This window comes from Azospirillum formosense, assembly GCF_040500525.1.
GTDB classification, from domain to species: domain Bacteria; phylum Pseudomonadota; class Alphaproteobacteria; order Azospirillales; family Azospirillaceae; genus Azospirillum; species Azospirillum formosense_A.
In genome coordinates this window covers 1,343,792-1,361,960 of the sequence record NZ_CP159403.1, presented here as the reverse complement: position 1 = coordinate 1,361,960, position 18,169 = coordinate 1,343,792, and the positions used below count along the sequence as shown (strand labels likewise).

Below are 18,169 nucleotides of genomic sequence, written 5' to 3'. Positions count from 1 at the left end.
CGGAACGCCGCCATTGCCCCTATGATGAAATCAAATGGCCGCGTTCAAGCGGCCGGCAAGAACCCGTCGGGAGGAAAAGCATGCTGCCGGAAGCGGACAGCTACGAAGGCCTGCGCGACCGTTTCGTCTGGTCGGTGCCGGAGCGTTACAACATCGGCGTGGACGTCTGCGACAAGTGGGCGGAGCGCGACCCGGGCCGCACCGCCCTGATCCACAAGCGCCGCGACGGCGCGGTGGAGATCTACAGCTTCGCCGACATCCGCCGTCTGTCGAACCGGTTGGCCAACGCGCTGGCCGCCCACGGGGTGGCGCGCGGCGACCGGGTGGGCATCCTGCTGCCCCAGGCGCCGGAAACCGCGGTCAGCCACGTCGCCGTCTACAAGATGGGCGGCGTTGCCGTTCCCCTCTTCTCGCTGTTCGGGGTGGAGGCGCTGGAATACCGGCTCGGCAATTGCGGGGCGCGGGCGGTGGTGACCGACGCCGTGGGCGCGGCCAAGATTGCCCAGATCCGCGACCGCCTGCCCGAGCTGAAACTCGTCCTGCGCATCGACGAGGCCGGGGAGGGCGAGCTGGACTGGCACGCGCTGGTCAATGCGGCGTCGGAGGACTTCACGCCGGTGGACACGGCGGCGGACGACCCGGCGGTGATCATCTACACCTCGGGCACCACCGGCCAGCCCAAGGGGGCTCTGCACGCGCACCGGGTGCTGCTAGGCCATCTGCCGGGGGTGGAGATCTCTCACGACCTGTTCCCGCAGCCGGGCGACCGCATCTGGACCCCGGCGGACTGGGCGTGGATCGGCGGCCTGCTCGACGTGCTGATGCCCGCCTGGCATCATGGCGTGACCGTCGTCTCCCACCGCTTCGAGAAGTTCGACGCGGAGGAGGCCTTCCGCCTGATCGCCGATTTCCAAGTGCGCAACGCCTTCCTGCCGCCGACCGCGCTGAAGATGATGCGCGCGGTGAAGGACCCGCAGACGCGCTGGACCTACAGCATGCGCTCCGTCGCCAGCGGCGGCGAGACGCTGGGGGCGGAGCTTCTCGACTGGGGCCGCCAGACTTTCGGGCTGACCATCAACGAGTTCTATGGCCAGACCGAGTGCAACATGATCGTGTCCTCCTGCGCCACGGTCATGCCGCCCAAGCCCGGCGTCATGGGGCGCCCGGCGCCCGGCCACGACGTGGCGGTGATCGACGGGCAGGGCAACCGCCGTCCTCCCGGCGAGATCGGCCTGATCGCCGTGCGCCGTCCGGACCCGGTGATGTTCCTGCAATACTGGAACAACCCGGAGGCCACGGCGGCGAAGTTCATCGGGGATTGGCTGGTCACCGGCGACCAGGGCGAGCTGGACGAGGACGGCTACATCCGCTTCGTCGGGCGGGACGACGACGTGATCACGTCGGCGGGCTACCGCATCGGCCCCGGCGAGATCGAGGACTGCCTGATCGGCCACCCCGCCGTCCGCATGGCCGCGGTGGTCGGCGTGCCCGACCCCCTGCGCACCGAGATCGTGAAGGCCTTCATCGTCCTCCAGGACGGCGTGCGCCCCAGCGACGAACTGGCGGCGGAGATCCAGGCCCATGTGAAGACGCGGCTGGCCGCTCACGAATACCCGCGCGCCGTGGAGTTCGTGGACAGCCTGCCGATGACGACCACGGGAAAGATCATCCGCCGCGCGTTGCGGAACAGGGGATAACCTTCCAAACCTCTCTCCCGTCCAAGGCGGGGGAGGAACCCGCCGCACAGCGGCGGGAGGGTGAGGGTGCTGCCGGGAATCAGGCATCGATCCTCGTGCGATCCTCACCCGGCGCCTGTGGCGCCACCCTCTCCCGGGGCGGGAGAGGGATGAAAAACAACAAGAAAAGACAACGATCCGAACAATGGTGACGACATCCCTTCTTCTGCTCGCCGCGGCCTTCCTGGCCGGGGCGATGAACGCGGTCGCCGGCGGCGGCAGCTTCCTCACCCTTCCCGCGCTGATCTACGCCGGGGTTCCGCCGGTGGCGGCGAACGCCACCGGCACGGTGGCGCTGCTGCCGGGCTACGCCAGCGGCGTCTACGGCTACCGCCACGACCTGGAGCCGGTGGGCGGGATCGGGCTGGTCACGCTGTCGGTGGTCAGCCTGACCGGCGGTCTGATCGGGGCGGCGCTGCTTCTGGTCACCCCGGATTCGGTGTTCCGCAGCATCGTGCCCTGGCTGCTGCTGGTCGCCACCGCACTGTTCGCCTTCGGCGGCATGCTGGCGGCCCGGCTGCGGGCGGTCGGGCTGCACGGGACGGGGGCGATGCTCGCCACGCTGTTCGTGGTGTCGGTCTACGGCGGCTATTTCAACGGCGGTCTCGGCATCCTGCTGCTGGCGCAGCTGAGCCTGTTCGGGATGACCAACCTGAACGCCATGAACGCGCTGAAGAACCTGTTCTCCACCATGCTGACGGCCATCGCGGTCGCCACCTACGCGGTCGGCGGGGCGGTGGATTGGTCCTACGCCGCGCTGATGACCGTTGCGGCGGTGGCCGGCGGCTATGTCGGGGCGCGGGTCGGGCGCAAGATCCCGTCGCGCATCCTGCGCGGCGGCATCATCGCCGTGGGCTTGGCGATGAGCATCCTCTTCTTCCTCAAGTAAAAGCCGTTCGGTTCCGGCGGCGCCTGCGCTAAGGTGGCGGCCCTTCTCCCAAGGCCGCCACGACGCAAGACCCCGCATGCTGACCGTATCCGACCTCGACCTCTTCTACGGCGACGCCCAGGCGCTCGACGGCGTGTCCATCGCGGTGGCGGAGGGCACGACGACCGCCATCGTCGGGGCCAACGGGGCGGGCAAGACCTCGCTGATCCACACCATCTCCGGGATCCTGAAGCCGGCCCGCGGCACCATCCGCTTCCGCGGCAAGGACATCGCCGGCCTGCCCAGCCATGTCGTCTGCGACCTCGGTATCGGGCAGGTGGCGGAGGGGCGGCAGATCTTCCCGACGCTCAGCATCCGCGAGAACCTGGAGATGGGCGCCGTCATCCCGCGCGCCCGCGCCGGGGCGAAGGACACGTTCGAGCGCGTGCTGACCCTCTTCCCCCGCCTGAACGAGCGGCTGGAGCAGGCCGCCGGCACCCTGTCGGGCGGCGAGCAGCAGATGCTGGCCATCGGGCGCTGCCTGATGGGCAAGCCCGACCTGATCATGTTCGACGAGCCGTCGCTCGGCCTCTCCCCGACCATGGTGCAGGAGCTGTTCCGCACCATCCGCGCGCTCGCCGCCGAGGGCATGACGATCATCCTGGTGGAGCAGAACGTCGCCGCCTCGCTGAAGCTGGCGCAGCGCGCCTATGTGCTGGAGAACGGGCGTGTCGTCCTGGCCGGCACGGGCGAGGAGCTTCTGGCCGATCCTGCGGTGAAGCAGGCCTATCTCGGCCTGTGACGCCTCGGCGGTCGCGGCGATGGAATCCCTCTTGACTTAGAGCGCGCTCGAACCCGTAGCGTCCTGCGCATCGTGATGAGAAGCAGACGCGCATGAAGATCGGAGAGCTTGCGAGACGTACGGGGCTGACCGCCCACACCATCCGCTACTATGAGCGGATCGGGCTGCTGCCCTATGCCGACCGGAACCAGTCCCGCCACCGCGATTACGACGCCTCGATCCTGACCTGGATCGAGTTTCTCGGCCGTCTGAAGACGACCGGCATGCCGATCCGCGACATGCTCCGCTACGCGGCGCTTCGTGAGGAGGGCGCCGGCACCGAAGCGGAACGGCGGGCGTTGCTGGAGCGACACCGCGAGCGCGTGCGTGCCCAGGTCGACGACCTGAACGCCTGTCTTCTCGTCCTCGATACCAAGATCGACGGTTACGTCGAAACGGAACAGAGGAAGACTGACGATGACGCACCTGTCCAGGATCGAATCCGGGGTCGAAGAAAGCCGGCTTGAGCGCGGGCGACGGGCGCTCGCCGAAATCGACGGCGAAGCCGGCCGCAAGGTGGTGGCGGCGCTTGCCGACATCGCGCCGGACTTCGCGACCTATGTGTTCGAATTTCCCTTCGGCGACATCTATTCGCGGCCCGGACTCGATCTGCGGTCGCGCGAGATCGCCACCATCGCGGCGCTCGCCGCCATGGGCAACGCGGCACCCCAGCTCAAGGTGCACATCGAGGCCGGGTTGAACGTCGGGCTGACCCGCGACGAGATCGTCGAGATTCTCATCCAGATGGCGGTCTATGCGGGGTTCCCGGCCGCTCTCAACGGGCTGTTCGCGGCCAAGGAGGTGTTCGCGGCGACGGACGGGCAACGGCCCCAGGGACCGTCGTGAGACCTACCGGGCCAGCAGGTCGTGATGCTCGCGGTGGCGGTGCATCCAGTTGGCGGCATAGCCGCAGATCGGGACGATGGTCAGCCCCTCGGCGCGGGCGATGGCCATCACCCCCTCCAGCAGGCGCCCGGCGGCCCCGGTGCCGCGCAGGGACGGCGGCGCCTCCACATAGGGGATGTGCAGGATGGTGCCGCGGCGGCGGTAGGTCGCGAAGACCGTCTGGCCGTTCACGTCCAGTTCGAACCGGCTCATGGCCGGGTTGTCGGTCACGGTGTCGCTCATATCCCTTCCAACAGCCGAAGCCTGAGGTTGTTCACCCCGAATGTCATGAACCGGGGGCGCGCGGCGCGCTCCAGCCGCGCAGCACGCTGACCACCCGCAGCAGGAAGGCCGCCGCCGTCCCGGCGATGGCGACCGGCGCCTTCGGCAGGTCCAGCATGGCCCCGGCGATGACGATCGCCGCACCCAGCAGGGCGGCCACCGCGTAGATCTCCTCGCGCAGCACGCGCGGCACCTCGGCCACCAGCACGTCGCGCACCAGCCCGCCGCCGCAGGCGGTCAGCACGCCCAGCAGGACCGCGGGCAGCGGGCCCAGCCCATAGGCCAGCGCCTTGCCGCAGCCGGCCACCGCGAAGATGCCCAGACCGGCCGCGTCCAGCACCATCACCGGCTTGACCAGCCGGTTGATGAAGGGGTGGAAGAAGAAGGCGAACAGGCCCGAGGCCAGCGCCGTGATCAGGTACCGTTCGTCCTGCATGGTGGCCGGCGGGATCGCGCCGATCAGCACGTCGCGCAGCACGCCGCCGGCCAGCGCCGTGACCAGCGCCAGCACCATCACGCCGAAGATGTCCAGACGATGCCGAACGGCGAGCGTCCCGCCCGTCAGCCCGAAAATGAAGATTCCGGTCAGGTCCATGGCGAGGAGGAGCGGCGAAACATCGGGCAGGACGGTGGGCATGATACCGGTCGGCCAAGCTGATGGAGGAGGTCGCCATCATATCTGTTTGTTGCGTGTGATGGAACAGATAAGCCGCAACTCCGGCAATTGTTGTTTTGCGGAAACGGGGGCACATTCCTCTCCAGACGAGGGGCCACAGGGCCTCGCACAGGACGAGGAGGACCAGAGATGATCACGATCCGCAACCGCGACGAACGGGGCGCCGTCAACATGGGCTGGCTGAACAGCAAGCACAGCTTCTCGTTCGGCCACTACTACGACCCGGCCCATATGGGCTTCCGCGCGCTGCGCGTTATCAACGACGACCGCGTGATCCCCGGCGCCGGCTTCCCCACCCATGGGCACGCCGACATGGAGATCGTGTCCTACGTCCTCGACGGCGCGCTGGAGCACAAGGACACGCTGGGCACCAGCTCGGTCATCCGCCCCGGCGACGTGCAGCGGATGAGCGCCGGGTCGGGCATCCGGCACAGCGAGTACAACGCGTCCAAGAAGGACCCGGTGCACTTCCTGCAGATCTGGATCCTGCCCAACGAGGAGGGGATGGTCCCCGGCTATGAGCAGAAGGCGTTCGAGCGGGAGGAGAAGCAGGGCCGCCTGCGCCTCGTCGGCTCCGGGGACGGGCGGGACGGCAGCGTGACCATCCACCAGGACGTGGACCTCTACGCCACGCTTCTGGACGAGGGCGACAGCGTGACCCACGAGCTGCGTCCGGGCCGCCACGCCTGGGTGCAGGTCGCCCGCGGTCAGGTCCGGCTGAACGGCGAGGTCCTGAAGGAAGGCGACGGCGCCGCGATCAGCAACGAAACCGCTCTGACGCTGGACGGCGTCGTCAGCGCCGAGGTGCTGCTGTTCGATCTGGCGTGAGGTGAGGAAGGTCCCTGCGGAGCGTGGGGACCTTCACAACCCCTCCGGGACCGCCAGGCGGATGCCCATGCGGCGGGCCTCCAGCATGAAGGCGCGGGTCATCTGCACGAGGTCCGTCCGCCAGTAGAGCTGCTCCAGCGGGTTGTCGAGGAAATCCTCGGGCAGCATCGCGTAGCAGTAGGTCTCCACCACGCGCCGGTCGGGTTGCCAGGGGTCGGTGCCGTCGCGCCAGCCGATGGTCCAGCCGGCGTGGCCGGCGCCGATGGCCCAGCGTTCGAAATGCGGGGAGATGGTGGCGCTGGCCACCGGATCGGCCACCGGCACCTGATAGATCGCCACGAAGCGGCGGACGTTCAGCTGCAGCCGCATCACCAGCGATTCGTCGAAGGCGTCGACGCGGTACAGGCAGTCGGACGCCCCCTCGACATGGCTGAAGCGCACCGCCGCCCGCCGCGCCGTCTCCAGCGTCAGGCCGGACGGCTGCTCGGCCAGCGGCGGTGATTCGTAATCCACGGCGCGCAGCGCCTCCACCATGTCGCCGGTCAGGAAAAGGCGGATGCGCTGCTGCGCCTCGTCGATGGTCAGGCGGGTCATCGGATGCTCGGTGTCCTCGTGGTCCTGGTTTCAGGACAACAGGCCAGCGGGCGCTTGGTTCAGGGCTCCACGTAGCCCAGCACGCGCAGGCGCAGCGCGTGCGCCCGCGGGTCGCGGTCGAAGAACAGGCCGCCCTTCTGCTCGGAGCCGGCGGGCACATAGTCGAACTCGGCCACGGAGGTTTCCAAAGCCTCGTCGCCCGCCATCAATTGCCCTTCCACCTGGACCTTCGCGCCGGTCTTGCCGCCGTCGTTGGTGATCTGGATGTGGGCCAGCCAGCGCGGGCCGGCGGGAACCACCGCCTCCACCGTGGCGGTGATCACCGGGGGGCCGCTGCCGCGGGTGATGCCCTCGTAACCCAGAACCCCCACCGAGCCCAGGAACAGCAGGAGCCCCAGCCCCGACGAGATCCACGCCAGCCGCGACACCGACGCGCTGCCGTCCTCGTCCCTCGAAGCGATGTCGTTTTCCCGGATGTCGGCCATCGGCGTCCCTCCCGTCACACGATCAGGCGGGCGGTGGCGGCGCCCAGCGCGCTCGGGAAGCCCAGCACCACCGTGGCGGTCACCAGCTCCATCATCGACAGGCCGGCGATCCGCTCGAAGGTCCACAGCAGATAGAGGCTGATGAGCAGGGCGATGCCGTATCCGGCGACCGAGAATCGCAGGAAGACGGACAGGAACCCATCGTCCCCGGCGTTTTCCTGCCCCGCGAAGCCGACCGTGTAGACGAAGATGTGCAGCAATCCCAGCGACAGCACCGCCAGCGCCACCGCGTGCCAGGGCGACATCTTGTAGGAGATCAGGATCATCTCCTCCGTCGGGGCGACGTTGAAGCCGACGAACAGCGCCCCCGCCCCCATCAGGAACAGCTCGCCCGGATAGCTGGAGCGGATGCGGCGCTCCCTGTCGGCGTCATCCTGCTGGCCGAGCTGCTTGCGCGCCAGCATGGCGCCGATGCTGGCCGGCACGGACTGGAGCGCGATCTTGCCGATGATCTCCGGCAACGGCTGGTCCAGGCGCACGATGGCGAAGACGGTCAGCAGCGCCGCCGACATCAGGAATCCGACCGCGAAGGCCGACAGCGCGTCGATCAGGTCGTCCTGCCAGCAGAAGGTTTCCTCGAAGCCGGCGAAGTAGGACAGGCCGAACAGCACCGGCAGCGTCACCAGAATGAACAGGGCCAGCCGGAAGCGGTCCATGTAGAAGCCCAGCTCCCACATCTCCATCGTCATCAGCAGGGGCAGGGCGAAGATGATCGCCCCCGCCGCGGCACGGGCCAGCGCGCGGGCGAATTGGGCTTCGTCATGGAGAAAGCTGCGCTGGCGGGTGATGTCCATGCCCCATGAATGCGCGACCGGAGCGGTTGGTTCCGGCGGTACCACGGCAGTGACCGGGGCTGCGAATTTCCTCTTGACCTTCCAATCACTGGAAGGCGGACGCTGATGGCAACACCACCGTATGGGAAGGAGTTCGTCATGATTGCGTTCAAGGTTCCCGGCATGACCTGCGGCGGCTGCGCCGCCTCCGTCCGCCGCGCGCTCGGCGCCGTCGCCGGGGTCGAGGATGTGCGGATCGACCTGGAGTCGAAGGACGTCCGCGTCGGCGGGACGCCCAGCGCCGACGCCTTGCGGACGGCCCTCGACAGGGCCGGCTTCGAGGCCGAAGGGCTGCCGGTCGCGTAACGGTTTTCGGCGCCCTTGACCTTCCAATCATTGGAAGCCTTATCTGGGGAAGCCGGTTGACGACGAAGAAAGGACGATCATGTCCGCCACCACCACCGACCTCGACATCGGCATCTCCGGCATGACCTGCGCCTCCTGCGTGGGGCGGGTTGAAAAGGCGCTGTCGCGTCTGCCGGGCGTCACCAGCGTGTCGGTCAACCTCGCCACCGAGCGGGCGCGGGTCGCCTTCGCGGGCGATCCCGATCCGCGGGCGGTGGCGGAGGCCATCGAGACCGTCGGCTTCGAACCGCAGAGGCAGGACTTCGACCTGACGGTCGGCGGGATGACCTGCGCCTCCTGCGTCGCGCGCGTCGAAAAGGCGTTGCTGCGCGTGCCGGGTGTGGAATCCGCCGCCGTCAACCTCGCGACGGAGCGGGCGCACGTCACCGCCTACGCCGGGACGGTGGACGCCGCCCGGCTGGCCGAGGCGGTGGAGATGACCGGCTTCACCGCCGCTTCCGTCTCCGCGACGGAGTCCGCGGCGGCGGAGGACCCGGCGCAGGACCGCAACCGGCGGGACCTCCACCATGTGCTGATCGCCGCCGCGCTGTCGGCGCCGCTGGTTCTCGGCATGGCCGGGGACCTGCTGGGGCTGAACCTGATGCTGCCGCCCTGGGCGCAGTTCCTGCTGGCGACCCCGGTGCAGTTCTGGCTGGGCTGGCGCTTCTACCGGGCCGGCTTCATGGCCGCGCGCGCCGGGTCCGGCAACATGGATCTGCTGGTGGCGCTCGGCACCTCCGCGGCCTGGGGCCTCAGCGTCTACACGATGCTGACGGCGCATCCGGGGCATACGCCGCACCTCTATTTCGAGGCGTCGGCGGTGCTCATCACCTTCGTGCTGCTCGGCAAGTGGCTGGAGGCCCGCGCCAAGGGACGGACGGCGGCCGCGATCCGCGCGCTGATGCAGCTTCGCCCGGACACCGCCCGCGTCCGCCGCGACGGCGTCGAGGTGGACCTGCCCATCGCCCAGGTGCGCGTCGGCGACCGCGTGGCGGTCCGCCCCGGCGAGCGCATCCCCGTGGACGGGCGTGTCGTGGAGGGGGCGGGCAGCGTGGACGAATCCATGCTGACCGGCGAGAGCCTGCCGGTGGAGAAGGCGCCGGGCTCGCGCGTCACCGGCGGCTCGATCAACGTGGACGGGCTGCTGCTGGTCGAGACGGTGGCGGTGGGCGCCGAGACGATGCTCGCCAAGATCGTCCGCATGGTCGAGGGCGCCCAGGCGTCCAAGGCGCCGATCCAGCGGCTGGTCGACAAGGTGGCGGCGGTCTTCGTGCCGGTGGTGCTGGGCATCGCCGCGGCGACGCTCGTCGGCTGGTGGATCGGCACGGGGAACGCGGAGACGGCGATCATCACGGCGGTGTCGGTGCTGGTCATCGCCTGCCCCTGCGCGCTGGGCCTCGCCACGCCGACCGCCATCATGGTCGGCACCGGGGCTGCGGCCCGCCACGGCATCCTCATCAAGGACGCTGAGGCGCTGGAGCACGCCCACGCCATCACCGCCGTGGCCTTCGACAAGACCGGCACGCTGACCGAGGGCAAGCCCCGCGTCACCGATCTGGTGCCCGCGGATGGCGTCGACGACGAGAAGCTCCTGCGGCTCGCCGCGGCGCTCCAGACCGGCAGCGAGCACCCGCTGGCCCGTGCCGTCCGCGACCGTGCGGCGGAGCAGGGCGTGGCCGCTCCCGCCCCGGAGGGGTTCAAGGCGCTGGCCGGGCGCGGCGTGTCGGCCGGCGTGGAGGGCCGCGCCCTGCTGCTGGGCAGCAAGCGGCTGATCGCGGAGAACGGCCTGTCCGACGCGGTGCTGGAGGCGCGGGCGGCGGCGCTGGAATCCGCCGGCCGCACCCTGTCCTGGCTGGCCGAGACGGCGCCGGAGCGCCGCGTGCTGGGCCTTGTCGCCTTCGGCGACACGGTGAAGGAGAGCGCCCGCGCCGCCGTCCGCTCCCTGAAGGCGCAGGGGGTGGAGACGGTGATGGTCACCGGCGACGGTGCCGGGGCCGCCCGCGCGGTGGCCGCCGACCTGGGCATCGACCGCGTCTTCGCCGAGGTGCTTCCGGACGGCAAGGCCGATGTGGTGGCGACGCTGAAGGCGGAGGGCAAGGTCGTCGGCATGGTCGGCGACGGCATCAACGACGCCCCGGCGCTGGCCGCCGCCGACGTCGGCATCGCCATGGCGACCGGCACCGACGTGGCGATGCACACCGCCGGGGTCACGCTGATGCGCGGCGATCCGGCCCTGGTCGCCGGTTCCATCGACGTGTCGCGCCGCACCTATTCCAAGATCCGCCAGGGTCTGTTCTGGGCCTTCATCTACAATCTGGTCGGCATTCCGCTGGCGGCGTCGGGCCTGCTCAGCCCGGTGCTGGCCGGGGCGGCGATGGCGCTGAGTTCGGTCAGCGTCGTGCTGAACGCGCTGTCGCTGCGGGGGTGGAAGCCATGAGCGTGGGCGGCATGACCATCGGGGACGCGGCGAAGGCCTCCGGCGTCAACGCCAAGCTGATCCGCTACTACGAGTCCATCGGCCTGATCCCCGAGGCCGGGCGGACCGCGTCGGGCTACCGCGTCTATTCGTCGAGCGACGTGAACGTCCTGCGCTTCGTCAAGCGGGCGCGGACGCTGGGCTTCAGCATCGAGCGCATCCAGATCCTGGTCGGGCTGTGGCAGGACCGCAGCCGCTCCAGCGCCGAGGTGAAGCGCGTGGCGCTCGACCATGTGGCGGAGCTGGAGGCGAAGATCGCCGAGCTGCGCGCGATGAGCGACACGCTGAAGCACCTCGCGCACGCCTGCCACGGCGACGAGCGGCCGGATTGCCCGATCCTGCGGGATTTGGAGGAGGGTGGGGGAAGTTGCTGCCACGAGCCCCCACCCTGACCCTCCCCCGCTTCGCAGGGGAGGGGATCAAGCTCCCTCTCCTGCGACAGCGGGGGAGGGAAGGGGCCCACGGGGAAGCCGTGGGAAGGGTGGGGGCAACCCGCTACCCCAACGCCGCCCGCAAACTCGCCTCCAGCGGCCGCACCGTGTAGCCCAGCTCCCGCATCGCCTTGCCGCTGTCGAAGCCGCCGCCGCCCAGCGCCAGCCGGACGCCGGTCACCGGCGCGGTGGGCGGGCGGCGCGTCACATGGTCGGACAGCCATTCCTCCACCCGCGCGGCCGCCAGCGCCAAAGCCGGAGGCACGGGATGGCGGCGGAGCGGCACCCTCCCGCACAGCCGGTCGATCCGCTCCGCCAGATCGCCCAACCCGATGTCCTCGCCCCCCAGGATGTAGCGCTCGCCGATCCGTCCGCGTTCCGCGGCCAGGATCATGCCCTGCGCCACGTCGCGCACGTCCACGAGGTTCAGCACGCAATCGAGGATCAGCCGCGGCCCGCCGCGCCGGAACAGGCGCAGCATGGCGTTCGGCGGGGTGGGCAGCCGGTCGCCGGGGCCGATGGGCGCCGTGGGGTTGACCACCACCACCGGCAGCCCTTGCGCCGCGGCGGCCAGCGCGTCCTTCTCGGCCAGATACTTCGACCGGCAGTAGGGACCGGCCAGCGCCTCCAGCCCCGGATCGGCGCTCTCATCGAGGCGGCGCGGCGGCGGGTGGCCGATCATCACGGCCTCGGTCGAGCAATGGACGAAGCGTTTCACGCCCGGCGCCCGCGCCGCCGCGTCCAGGACCACCCGCGTGCCCTGCCGGTTCACCCGGTCGAAGACGGTCGGGTCGCGGTCCCACAGCGTCGCCACGGCGGCGAGATGATGGACCCGCTCCACCCCATCCAGCGCGCGGGCCACCGCCGCCGCGTCGAGGATGGAGCCGTGCCGGACCTCCACGTCCGGCGGCAGGCCGTCCGGCGGGTCCTGGAGGTCGAGGACGCGCACCCGCTCGCCCCGCGCCGCCAGCGCCGCCACCAGATGCCCGCCGATGAAACCGCTGCCACCGGTGACGAGCGTGACCCCCATTCCCCTCACGCCCCGCCGAGGATGCGGTCGGCGTTGCTGTTGAGGTCGCGCGTCAGGGCGGCCAGCCCGCCGCCGCGCAGCGTGTTCTGGAATTCCGAGCGCTGGGTGGCGAGTTGGCTGACCGTGCCCTTCGCCAGCACGTCGAGGATGCGCCAGCGGTCGCCTTCCGGACGCAACAGGTAGCTCAGCCGCACCGGCGTCTTGCCCGCGCGCACCAGATCGGTGTCGACCAGCAGCATCCCGCGCGGGGCCGGCCGTTCGCCGACGATCTCGATCCGCTGGCCGTCGTAGCTGTCGAAGCGGTCCACATACTGCGCGGCGCTGCGCCGGGCGAAGGCGTCCAGCGCCTGCCGCTTCTCCGGCTCCGCCGACTGGTCGAAATAGGGAGCGGCGGCGACGCGGAGCGCGGCCTCCAGGTCGAAGGTGTCGAGCATCACCGGCAGGAAACGCTGGAGCCGCGCCCGTGCCGGCTCCCGCCCGGCGGCCTCCCGCATCAGGGACAGGATGGCCTCGTTCAGCCGCGCCACCGTGGCGCGGGCGCCCGGGGTGTTCCCGGCCTGCTGCGCCACGGCGGGGACCGGCAGCAGGCCGGCCGCCAGCACGGCCAGCGCGAGCGCGGCGCGCATCCAGGTCCGGCGTGAGATGGAACCAATCATCGCGGCGTTCCCATGCTCCTGCGTTGGTCGTGGAAATCTGCCCGTTCGGGGCAGGCGGATTCAACCGTCCGTGTGGGATGTAACAGCGTCCGGCCCGGTCTATCCTCCTGCGCGGCGCTGTCGAAGGGAGGTGTCCGGATGGGTAGGCCGATGACGGGACGACGGGGGTGGATGCCGATCCCGGACCATCCGCTGTACGGCTGCGACGCCGTCACGCTGCTGACCGTGCTGGCGCGCAACGGCGCTCCGCGCGGGCGCGGCTGGCCGACGGCGCTGGCGGCGCTGGCCTCGGCGCTGGGGCGCGCGCCCTTCTCGCTGGCCGAGGCCGGCTGGGTGGCGGCGCGGCGGCGGAAGGGCACCGGCCTGCCGCCGCCGGTCTTCATCCTCGGCCATTGGCGCAGCGGCACGACCCATCTCTACAACGTGCTGAGCCGCGACCCGCAATTCGGCATCATCGACCCCTTCGCGGTCGGCCTGCCCTGGGACATGCTGGGTCTGGGCTCGGTCCTGAGGCCGCTGCTGGCCCGCGCCCTGCCGGAGCGGCGCTACATCGACAACGTGCCGGTCAAGGCCGACAGTCCGCAGGAGGACGAGATCGCCCTGGCGAACATGTCGCCGGTCTCCTTCTACCATGGCCTCTATTTCCCGGAACGGTTCGACGAGAACCTGCGCCGCGGCCTCTATTTCGACGGCTGCACGGCGGCGGAGCGGGAGGCCTGGAAACGCCGCTTCCTCTATTTCCTGGAGAAGGTGTCGATCGCCCAGGGCGGGCGCTGCATCCTGCTGAAGAACCCGGTCTACAGCGCGCGGGTCGCCATGATGCGGGAGATCTGGCCCGACGCGCGCTTCATCCACATCCACCGCGACCCGCGGGCGGTGTTCGTGTCCACGGTCGGCTTCTACCGGACGCTGCTGGCGCGGCTGGCGCTCCAGCCGCACGGGCACATCGACGTGGAGCGGGTCGTGCTGGACCATTACCCGCGCATCATGCAGGCGCTGATCGACGACACGGCGGACCTGCCGGCGGACCGCTTCGCCGAGGTGCCGTTCGAACGCTTCGAGCGCGATCCGCTGGCGGAGGTGGAACGGCTGTACCGGACGCTGGACCTTCCGGGATACGCGGCGGCGCGCCCGAACTTCGAGGCCTATCTGGGGGCGGTGAGCGATTACGCGAAGAACCGCCACCGCCTGTCCGCCGAAGGGCGGGAGCGGGTGGACCGCGAATGGGCGCCCTTCGTCGCCCGCTGGGGGGCCGGTGTGGCGTGAGGGGCGCGGGATGGCGGAGTCTCGCCCCTATCTTGACCATCCTCCGCTGGGCGGGGAAGGGAATCTGGCCCTCCTCCGCCCAGCGGCGGAGGGTGGGGGCAACCGCACTCCTCCTCACCCTCCTCACCCTTCCAGCCCACTCCGCCTGCCGCACCGTCTCCGTCACCGCCGACGGCGCTCCGGTCATCGGCATCGAGGACATGGCGCTCGACGCCGCGCGCGGTCAGGCGGTGCTGTCCGCCTACGACCGCCGGGCCGGAACCACGGGCGGCCTCTATCTTCTGGACCTGCACACCCTCGACGCGCCGACCGCCGTCACCGTCACTTCCCTCGCCACCGGCCTGCGTCCGGCGGGCATCGACCTGCGCGCGGAGCCGGACGGCTCACGCTCCCTGCTCGCCATCAGCCGTCACGGGGACGGGTCGGCCTCGGTCGAGCGTTACCGCCTGGACGGCGTTGCCCTGACCCACCAGGGAAGCACCGCCGGTCCGCTGCTCTGCCAGGCCAACGACGTCGCCTTCCTCGACGGAGAGCGCTTCCTCTTCACCAGCAGCCATGGCGGCTGCGGCTGGGGGGCGGTGATCCGGGACAATGTTTTCGGCGGGCGCCACGGCTTCGTCGGCCTCGTCGAGAAGAACGAGGCCCGCGTCCTGGCCGGCGGGATCGGCTTCGCCAACGGCCTGCTCCCCGACCCGGCCCACGACCGCCTGACCGTCGCCGCCACGCGGGAGGACGCGCTGCTCGTCCTCCGCCTGTCCGACCCGCAGGCGCCGCCGCGACGCATCGCCGTTCCGGGCGGGCCGGACAACCTGACGCCGGCCCCGGACGGCCGGCTGCTGGTGGCGCTGCACCCGTCGCCGTTCCGGCTGGCGCTGCACCGCTACGGCTGGCCGGGCGGGGCGGCGGCACCAACGCGGATCGCGGCGGTCGGCCCCGCCGGGACGGACGTCCTGCTGGACGAGGACGGTCGGCGCTTCCCCGCCGCCACGGTCGCCCTGTCGTGGAACGGACGGCTGATCGTCGGCTCGGTCACCGCGCCGGGACTGCTGGTCTGCGACGAAGCCGCCAGCGGTGCCACTGGATCATCAGCGCCGGCAGAACCACCAGCGACGAGATGACCGTGTAGGTGATCGACACCGCCAGCAGCACCCCCATGCTGGAGAGACCGCGATGGTTGGACAGCGCCAGCGTGGCGAAGGCGGTGCTGGTGGTCAGCGTGCTGACCAGGACGGCGCGCGGCGTGCTGGTCACCAGAAGCTCGATGCCGAAGTCGCTGTCCGACGCCCCCTCCCGCACCAGATCCTGCCCGCGCGTGACCATGTGGATGCTGCTCGACACGCCGAGCGCGAACAGCAGCGGGATGACGATCACGTTGGCGAAGTTGAAGGGGATGTCCAGCAGCCCGGCAGTCGCCATCGTCCACAGGGCGGCCAGGACCAGCGGCGCCAGGATCAGCACCATCCCGGTCACCGAGCGCTGAACGGCGACCAGCAGCAGCACCATCAGCACCAGCGTCAGCGCCGTCGCCTCCAGGAAGGAGGAGCCGACGACCCGCGCCGCCTCCGTCACCGTCACCGGGGCGCCGGTGGCGTTGGGGGCGACGGCCAGCACCGCGTCGGCGAAGTCGGCCATCGCGCGGCTGTCGGAGATGTCGTGGGTGGGCAGCACCTCGACGCGGGCGCGTCCGTCCGCGGCGATCCAGCGGTCCTTCAGGCTGTCCGGCACGTCGGCGGCGGTGACCGGCCGCTCGACCGCCATGCCCTCGCGCAGCCGGTCGAGCAGCGGCGGCACGCCCCCGGTCAGGGCGGCGTCGAGCGTGGCGAGCTGCGCCGGCTGGATGCGGGCCAGGGCGTTGGCGAATCCCTGCACGGCGGCGCGCAGCTCGGGCGGCCCGTCGCGCTTGTCGGACAGATACCCTCCCACCACGCCCCTCAGCGTGGCGAAGGCCCGCTCCAGCCCGCCCTGGTCCAGCGCCGCCGTGGCCGCCGGGGCGGTCAGGCTGGGGCCGAGCAGCAGCGACATGTCGGCCAGGATGGGCAGCTTGGCCTCCTGGTCCTTGGGGATGAAGCTGGCGAAGGTCCGCACGCCGCCGGATTCCGGCAGGCGGCGCAGCCGGTCGGCCAGCGCCTGCGCCGCCGCGAGGTCGGGGGTCAGGATGTTGACGGAATAGGGCGAGGTGCGCGGGGTGGTCGCCAGGTCGCGGTAGGTGGCGACGGCCTCCGTCGTCTCGTCCTGCAGGTTCAGCGGGTTGACGTCCAGCCGCACCAGCGGCAGCGCCGCCATGGAGAGGACGGCGCTGGCTCCGGCCAGGCCGAGGATGGCGCGATGGTGGCGGCTCACCCAGCCGGCGAAGCCGCGGTCCTCGCGTTCCGGCGCCGGGACGCCGGGGCCGGGGTGCAGCAGGACGATCAAGGCCGGCAGAAGGCTCAGGCTGATGAGCAGGGCCACCACCATGCCGACGGCGGAGATCACGCCGAACTCCGCCAGCCCCAGATAGGCGGTCGGCACGAAGGACAGGAAGCCGATGATGGCGCACAGGGTGCTGAGGACCAGCGCCGGCCCGACCGCCCGCACCGCCTCGATGGCGGCGGCCAGCGGCGGCAGGCCGCGGCGCAGCTCCTCCTGGTAGCGCAGGCCGAGATGCCCGCCGTAATCGTCGCCCAGCCCGAAGAACATCACCGCGCAGGTGACCGAGATCAGGTTCAGCCGCCCCACGGTCAGCGCCGCCGCCCCGGCGCTCAGCGTCAGGCCGAGCAGAAGCACCACCATGATGCAGGCGATCAGCCGCCCCGACCGCATCCCGGCGATCAGCACCGCCGAGACCAGGATGAAGGACAGGGTGGTGGCCAGCCCGGCGCTGTTGGCCACCGTGTCCAGCTCCGTCTGGCGCAGCGGCACGGCGCCCGTGACCCGCATCTCGACCCCCTGGCCGACCGGCTCCGCCATCACCGCGCCGATGGCCTCGTGCACCGCGGTCACCGCGGGCCGCCCGCGCCCGAAGGAGCTGTTGTCCAGGATGGGCCGGGCCAGGACGAAGCGGCGGTTGGCCGCCCGGTCCTCCTCCTCCGCGGCCTGCACCAGCCCGGTCCAGGACAGCGGCACTGGACGCCTATCCGCCACCGTCGCGGTGCTGACCGCCAGCCGGTTCAGCAGTTCGGCGGGGGTGGCCGGCGCCCCCTCGTCCGCGTGGGTCAGGATCAGGTCCAGCAGGTCGGCCAGCCCCTGCAGGTTCGGGGCGGCGTTCAGCGCCCCCAGCGCCGCCTGCGCCCCGGCCAGCCGGGTCGCCAGATCCTGCAATTTTTCCGTGTCGAGAAAGAGCAGGCCGTAGTGGCGGAAGTACGGGTCGGCGGACGGCACCTCCACCGACGACAGCACGTCCGTACGGAGGGACATGCGCTCCGCCAGACGTACGGCGGCGGCGTCCGACTGGTCGGGGGACGGGCTGTCCACGACGACGACGATCTGGTCGTCGGCAAAGGGGAAGGCCTGCCGGTACTCCTCCGTGTGCTGGCGGAAGGCGGTGTCGGGCGAGATCATGTCCGACGTGCTGGTGCTCATCGTCAGATTGTCGGCGGAATACCAGCCGGCCAGGACGGACAGCAGCACCCAGACGCCCAGGGTCACGCGCGGCCTTCGGCAGGACAGGGCGCCCAGGCCCCCGATCATGGCGCGGCCGAGGTCCGCCATCCGGCCCAGGACACCTTGCCGTTCTGTCACGCTGTACGTCTCCCTCGAAAGCGTACGCAGTCTGCCAGGACAACCTGAGGCACCCAACGTACGCTACTGTATGTTACTTCCAACCAATGGGCGAACCACGGCACCTCGTTACCCAGATACCTCCACCATGGGGAAACACCCACGGGGAACACCGGGGCAA

At 70.7% G+C, this 18,169-nt stretch carries 19 protein-coding genes; 11 read left to right on the top strand and 8 right to left on the bottom strand.

Going from position 1 to position 18,169, the window contains the following annotated elements:
- The first annotated feature begins 80 nt into the window (after positions 1-80).
- The 5 genes from ABVN73_RS19350 to ABVN73_RS19330 all read left to right on the top strand — a co-directional run bounded on the left by ABVN73_RS19350 (position 81) and on the right by ABVN73_RS19330 (position 4,291).
- Positions 81-1,697: an acyl-CoA synthetase gene (locus ABVN73_RS19350; protein ID WP_353859878.1), complete on the top strand. Its 1,617-nt coding sequence runs from the start codon at positions 81-83 to the stop codon at positions 1,695-1,697.
- A gap of 184 nt (positions 1,698-1,881) precedes the next feature.
- On the top strand, positions 1,882-2,625 hold the full coding sequence (locus ABVN73_RS19345; RefSeq protein WP_353859877.1) for a sulfite exporter TauE/SafE family protein: 744 nt from the start codon (positions 1,882-1,884) through the stop codon (positions 2,623-2,625).
- A 76-nt stretch (positions 2,626-2,701) separates the two neighbouring features.
- Positions 2,702-3,406, top strand: coding sequence for an ABC transporter ATP-binding protein (locus ABVN73_RS19340; protein WP_353859876.1), 705 nt, complete (start codon positions 2,702-2,704; stop codon positions 3,404-3,406).
- Positions 3,407-3,498: 92 nt separating this feature from the next.
- Complete coding sequence (locus tag ABVN73_RS19335; RefSeq protein WP_353859875.1) at positions 3,499-3,912, top strand: MerR family transcriptional regulator; 414 nt, start codon at positions 3,499-3,501, stop codon at positions 3,910-3,912.
- Positions 3,863-4,291: a carboxymuconolactone decarboxylase family protein gene (locus ABVN73_RS19330; RefSeq protein WP_353859874.1), complete on the top strand. Its 429-nt coding sequence runs from the start codon at positions 3,863-3,865 to the stop codon at positions 4,289-4,291. The genes ABVN73_RS19335 and ABVN73_RS19330 overlap by 50 nt, the downstream gene beginning before the upstream one ends.
- Positions 4,292-4,294: 3 nt before the next feature.
- Here the strand turns inward: ABVN73_RS19330 and ABVN73_RS19325 are convergent, their stop codons facing one another.
- Positions 4,295-4,573, bottom strand: a complete 279-nt coding sequence (locus tag ABVN73_RS19325; protein WP_035678432.1) for a GNAT family N-acetyltransferase — start codon at positions 4,571-4,573, stop codon at positions 4,295-4,297.
- Between the two features lie 43 nt (positions 4,574-4,616).
- The gene (locus tag ABVN73_RS19320; protein ID WP_353859873.1) at positions 4,617-5,249 is read right to left on the bottom strand and encodes a trimeric intracellular cation channel family protein; all 633 of its coding nucleotides are present in this window, start codon (positions 5,247-5,249) and stop codon (positions 4,617-4,619) included.
- A gap of 168 nt (positions 5,250-5,417) precedes the next feature.
- On the opposite strand from ABVN73_RS19320, the gene ABVN73_RS19315 reads away from it, so the two are divergent.
- Positions 5,418-6,116 (top strand): pirin family protein, encoded by a 699-nt coding sequence (locus ABVN73_RS19315; protein WP_353859872.1) that lies wholly within the window; start codon positions 5,418-5,420, stop codon positions 6,114-6,116.
- 33 nt (positions 6,117-6,149) lie between these two features.
- On the opposite strand, the gene ABVN73_RS19310 is transcribed toward ABVN73_RS19315, so the two are convergent.
- From ABVN73_RS19310 to ABVN73_RS19300, 3 genes are read right to left on the bottom strand one after another with little or no spacing between them, the layout of a single operon-like run.
- Positions 6,150-6,710 carry a hypothetical protein gene (locus tag ABVN73_RS19310; protein WP_353859871.1) on the bottom strand — a complete coding sequence of 187 codons (561 nt, stop codon included), beginning with the start codon at positions 6,708-6,710 and terminating at the stop codon, positions 6,150-6,152.
- A gap of 59 nt (positions 6,711-6,769) precedes the next feature.
- On the bottom strand, positions 6,770-7,195 hold the full coding sequence (locus tag ABVN73_RS19305) for a hypothetical protein (RefSeq protein ID WP_353859870.1): 426 nt from the start codon (positions 7,193-7,195) through the stop codon (positions 6,770-6,772).
- A 14-nt stretch (positions 7,196-7,209) separates the two neighbouring features.
- The gene (locus ABVN73_RS19300) at positions 7,210-8,049 is read right to left on the bottom strand and encodes a TIGR02587 family membrane protein (RefSeq protein ID WP_353859869.1); all 840 of its coding nucleotides are present in this window, start codon (positions 8,047-8,049) and stop codon (positions 7,210-7,212) included.
- A 138-nt stretch (positions 8,050-8,187) separates the two neighbouring features.
- Here ABVN73_RS19300 and ABVN73_RS19295 point away from each other — a divergent pair, with 138 nt between their 5' ends.
- From ABVN73_RS19295 to cueR, 3 genes are all read left to right on the top strand, one after another.
- Complete coding sequence (locus ABVN73_RS19295) at positions 8,188-8,394, top strand: heavy metal-associated domain-containing protein (RefSeq protein ID WP_353859868.1); 207 nt, start codon at positions 8,188-8,190, stop codon at positions 8,392-8,394.
- A 79-nt stretch (positions 8,395-8,473) separates the two neighbouring features.
- Entirely contained in the window at positions 8,474-10,870 is a 2,397-nt protein-coding gene (locus ABVN73_RS19290; protein ID WP_353859867.1) for a heavy metal translocating P-type ATPase, read from the top strand.
- Between the two features lie 11 nt (positions 10,871-10,881).
- Entirely contained in the window at positions 10,882-11,301 is a 420-nt protein-coding gene (gene cueR / locus ABVN73_RS19285) for a Cu(I)-responsive transcriptional regulator (protein WP_353860828.1), read from the top strand.
- A 103-nt stretch (positions 11,302-11,404) separates the two neighbouring features.
- On the opposite strand, the gene ABVN73_RS19280 is transcribed toward cueR, so the two are convergent.
- Positions 11,405-12,370, bottom strand: coding sequence for an NAD-dependent epimerase/dehydratase family protein (locus ABVN73_RS19280; RefSeq protein ID WP_353859866.1), 966 nt, complete (start codon positions 12,368-12,370; stop codon positions 11,405-11,407).
- Between the two features lie 5 nt (positions 12,371-12,375).
- Positions 12,376-13,026: an ABC transporter substrate-binding protein gene (locus ABVN73_RS19275; RefSeq protein ID WP_353859865.1), complete on the bottom strand. Its 651-nt coding sequence runs from the start codon at positions 13,024-13,026 to the stop codon at positions 12,376-12,378.
- A 171-nt stretch (positions 13,027-13,197) separates the two neighbouring features.
- On the opposite strand from ABVN73_RS19275, the gene ABVN73_RS19270 reads away from it, so the two are divergent.
- Positions 13,198-14,292, top strand: coding sequence for a sulfotransferase (locus ABVN73_RS19270; RefSeq protein ID WP_353859864.1), 1,095 nt, complete (start codon positions 13,198-13,200; stop codon positions 14,290-14,292).
- 32 nt (positions 14,293-14,324) lie between these two features.
- Positions 14,325-15,410 (top strand): hypothetical protein, encoded by a 1,086-nt coding sequence (locus tag ABVN73_RS19265; RefSeq protein WP_353859863.1) that lies wholly within the window; start codon positions 14,325-14,327, stop codon positions 15,408-15,410.
- On the opposite strand, the gene ABVN73_RS19260 is transcribed toward ABVN73_RS19265, so the two are convergent.
- Entirely contained in the window at positions 15,322-18,009 is a 2,688-nt protein-coding gene (locus tag ABVN73_RS19260) for an MMPL family transporter (RefSeq protein WP_353859862.1), read from the bottom strand. The genes ABVN73_RS19265 and ABVN73_RS19260 overlap by 89 nt on opposite strands.
- Positions 18,010-18,169 lie beyond the last annotated feature (160 nt).

Bases quoted from the DNA above. Each gene is read 5' to 3' on its own strand.
- ABVN73_RS19350 (WP_353859878.1), top strand. From the start codon at position 81: ATGCTGCCGGAAGCGGACAGCTACGAAGGCCTGCGCGACCGTTTCGTC.
- ABVN73_RS19345 (WP_353859877.1), top strand. From the start codon at position 1,882: ATGGTGACGACATCCCTTCTTCTGCTCGCCGCGGCCTTCCTGGCCGGG.
- ABVN73_RS19340 (WP_353859876.1), top strand. From the start codon at position 2,702: ATGCTGACCGTATCCGACCTCGACCTCTTCTACGGCGACGCCCAGGCG.
- ABVN73_RS19335 (WP_353859875.1), top strand. From the start codon at position 3,499: ATGAAGATCGGAGAGCTTGCGAGACGTACGGGGCTGACCGCCCACACC.
- ABVN73_RS19330 (WP_353859874.1), top strand. From the start codon at position 3,863: ATGACGCACCTGTCCAGGATCGAATCCGGGGTCGAAGAAAGCCGGCTT.
- ABVN73_RS19325 (WP_035678432.1), bottom strand. From the start codon at position 4,573: ATGAGCGACACCGTGACCGACAACCCGGCCATGAGCCGGTTCGAACTG.
- ABVN73_RS19320 (WP_353859873.1), bottom strand. From the start codon at position 5,249: ATGCCCACCGTCCTGCCCGATGTTTCGCCGCTCCTCCTCGCCATGGAC.
- ABVN73_RS19315 (WP_353859872.1), top strand. From the start codon at position 5,418: ATGATCACGATCCGCAACCGCGACGAACGGGGCGCCGTCAACATGGGC.
- ABVN73_RS19310 (WP_353859871.1), bottom strand. From the start codon at position 6,710: ATGACCCGCCTGACCATCGACGAGGCGCAGCAGCGCATCCGCCTTTTC.
- ABVN73_RS19305 (WP_353859870.1), bottom strand. From the start codon at position 7,195: ATGGCCGACATCCGGGAAAACGACATCGCTTCGAGGGACGAGGACGGC.
- ABVN73_RS19300 (WP_353859869.1), bottom strand. From the start codon at position 8,049: ATGGACATCACCCGCCAGCGCAGCTTTCTCCATGACGAAGCCCAATTC.
- ABVN73_RS19295 (WP_353859868.1), top strand. From the start codon at position 8,188: ATGATTGCGTTCAAGGTTCCCGGCATGACCTGCGGCGGCTGCGCCGCC.
- ABVN73_RS19290 (WP_353859867.1), top strand. From the start codon at position 8,474: ATGTCCGCCACCACCACCGACCTCGACATCGGCATCTCCGGCATGACC.
- cueR (WP_353860828.1), top strand. From the start codon at position 10,882: ATGACCATCGGGGACGCGGCGAAGGCCTCCGGCGTCAACGCCAAGCTG.
- ABVN73_RS19280 (WP_353859866.1), bottom strand. From the start codon at position 12,370: ATGGGGGTCACGCTCGTCACCGGTGGCAGCGGTTTCATCGGCGGGCAT.
- ABVN73_RS19275 (WP_353859865.1), bottom strand. From the start codon at position 13,026: ATGATTGGTTCCATCTCACGCCGGACCTGGATGCGCGCCGCGCTCGCG.
- ABVN73_RS19270 (WP_353859864.1), top strand. From the start codon at position 13,198: ATGCCGATCCCGGACCATCCGCTGTACGGCTGCGACGCCGTCACGCTG.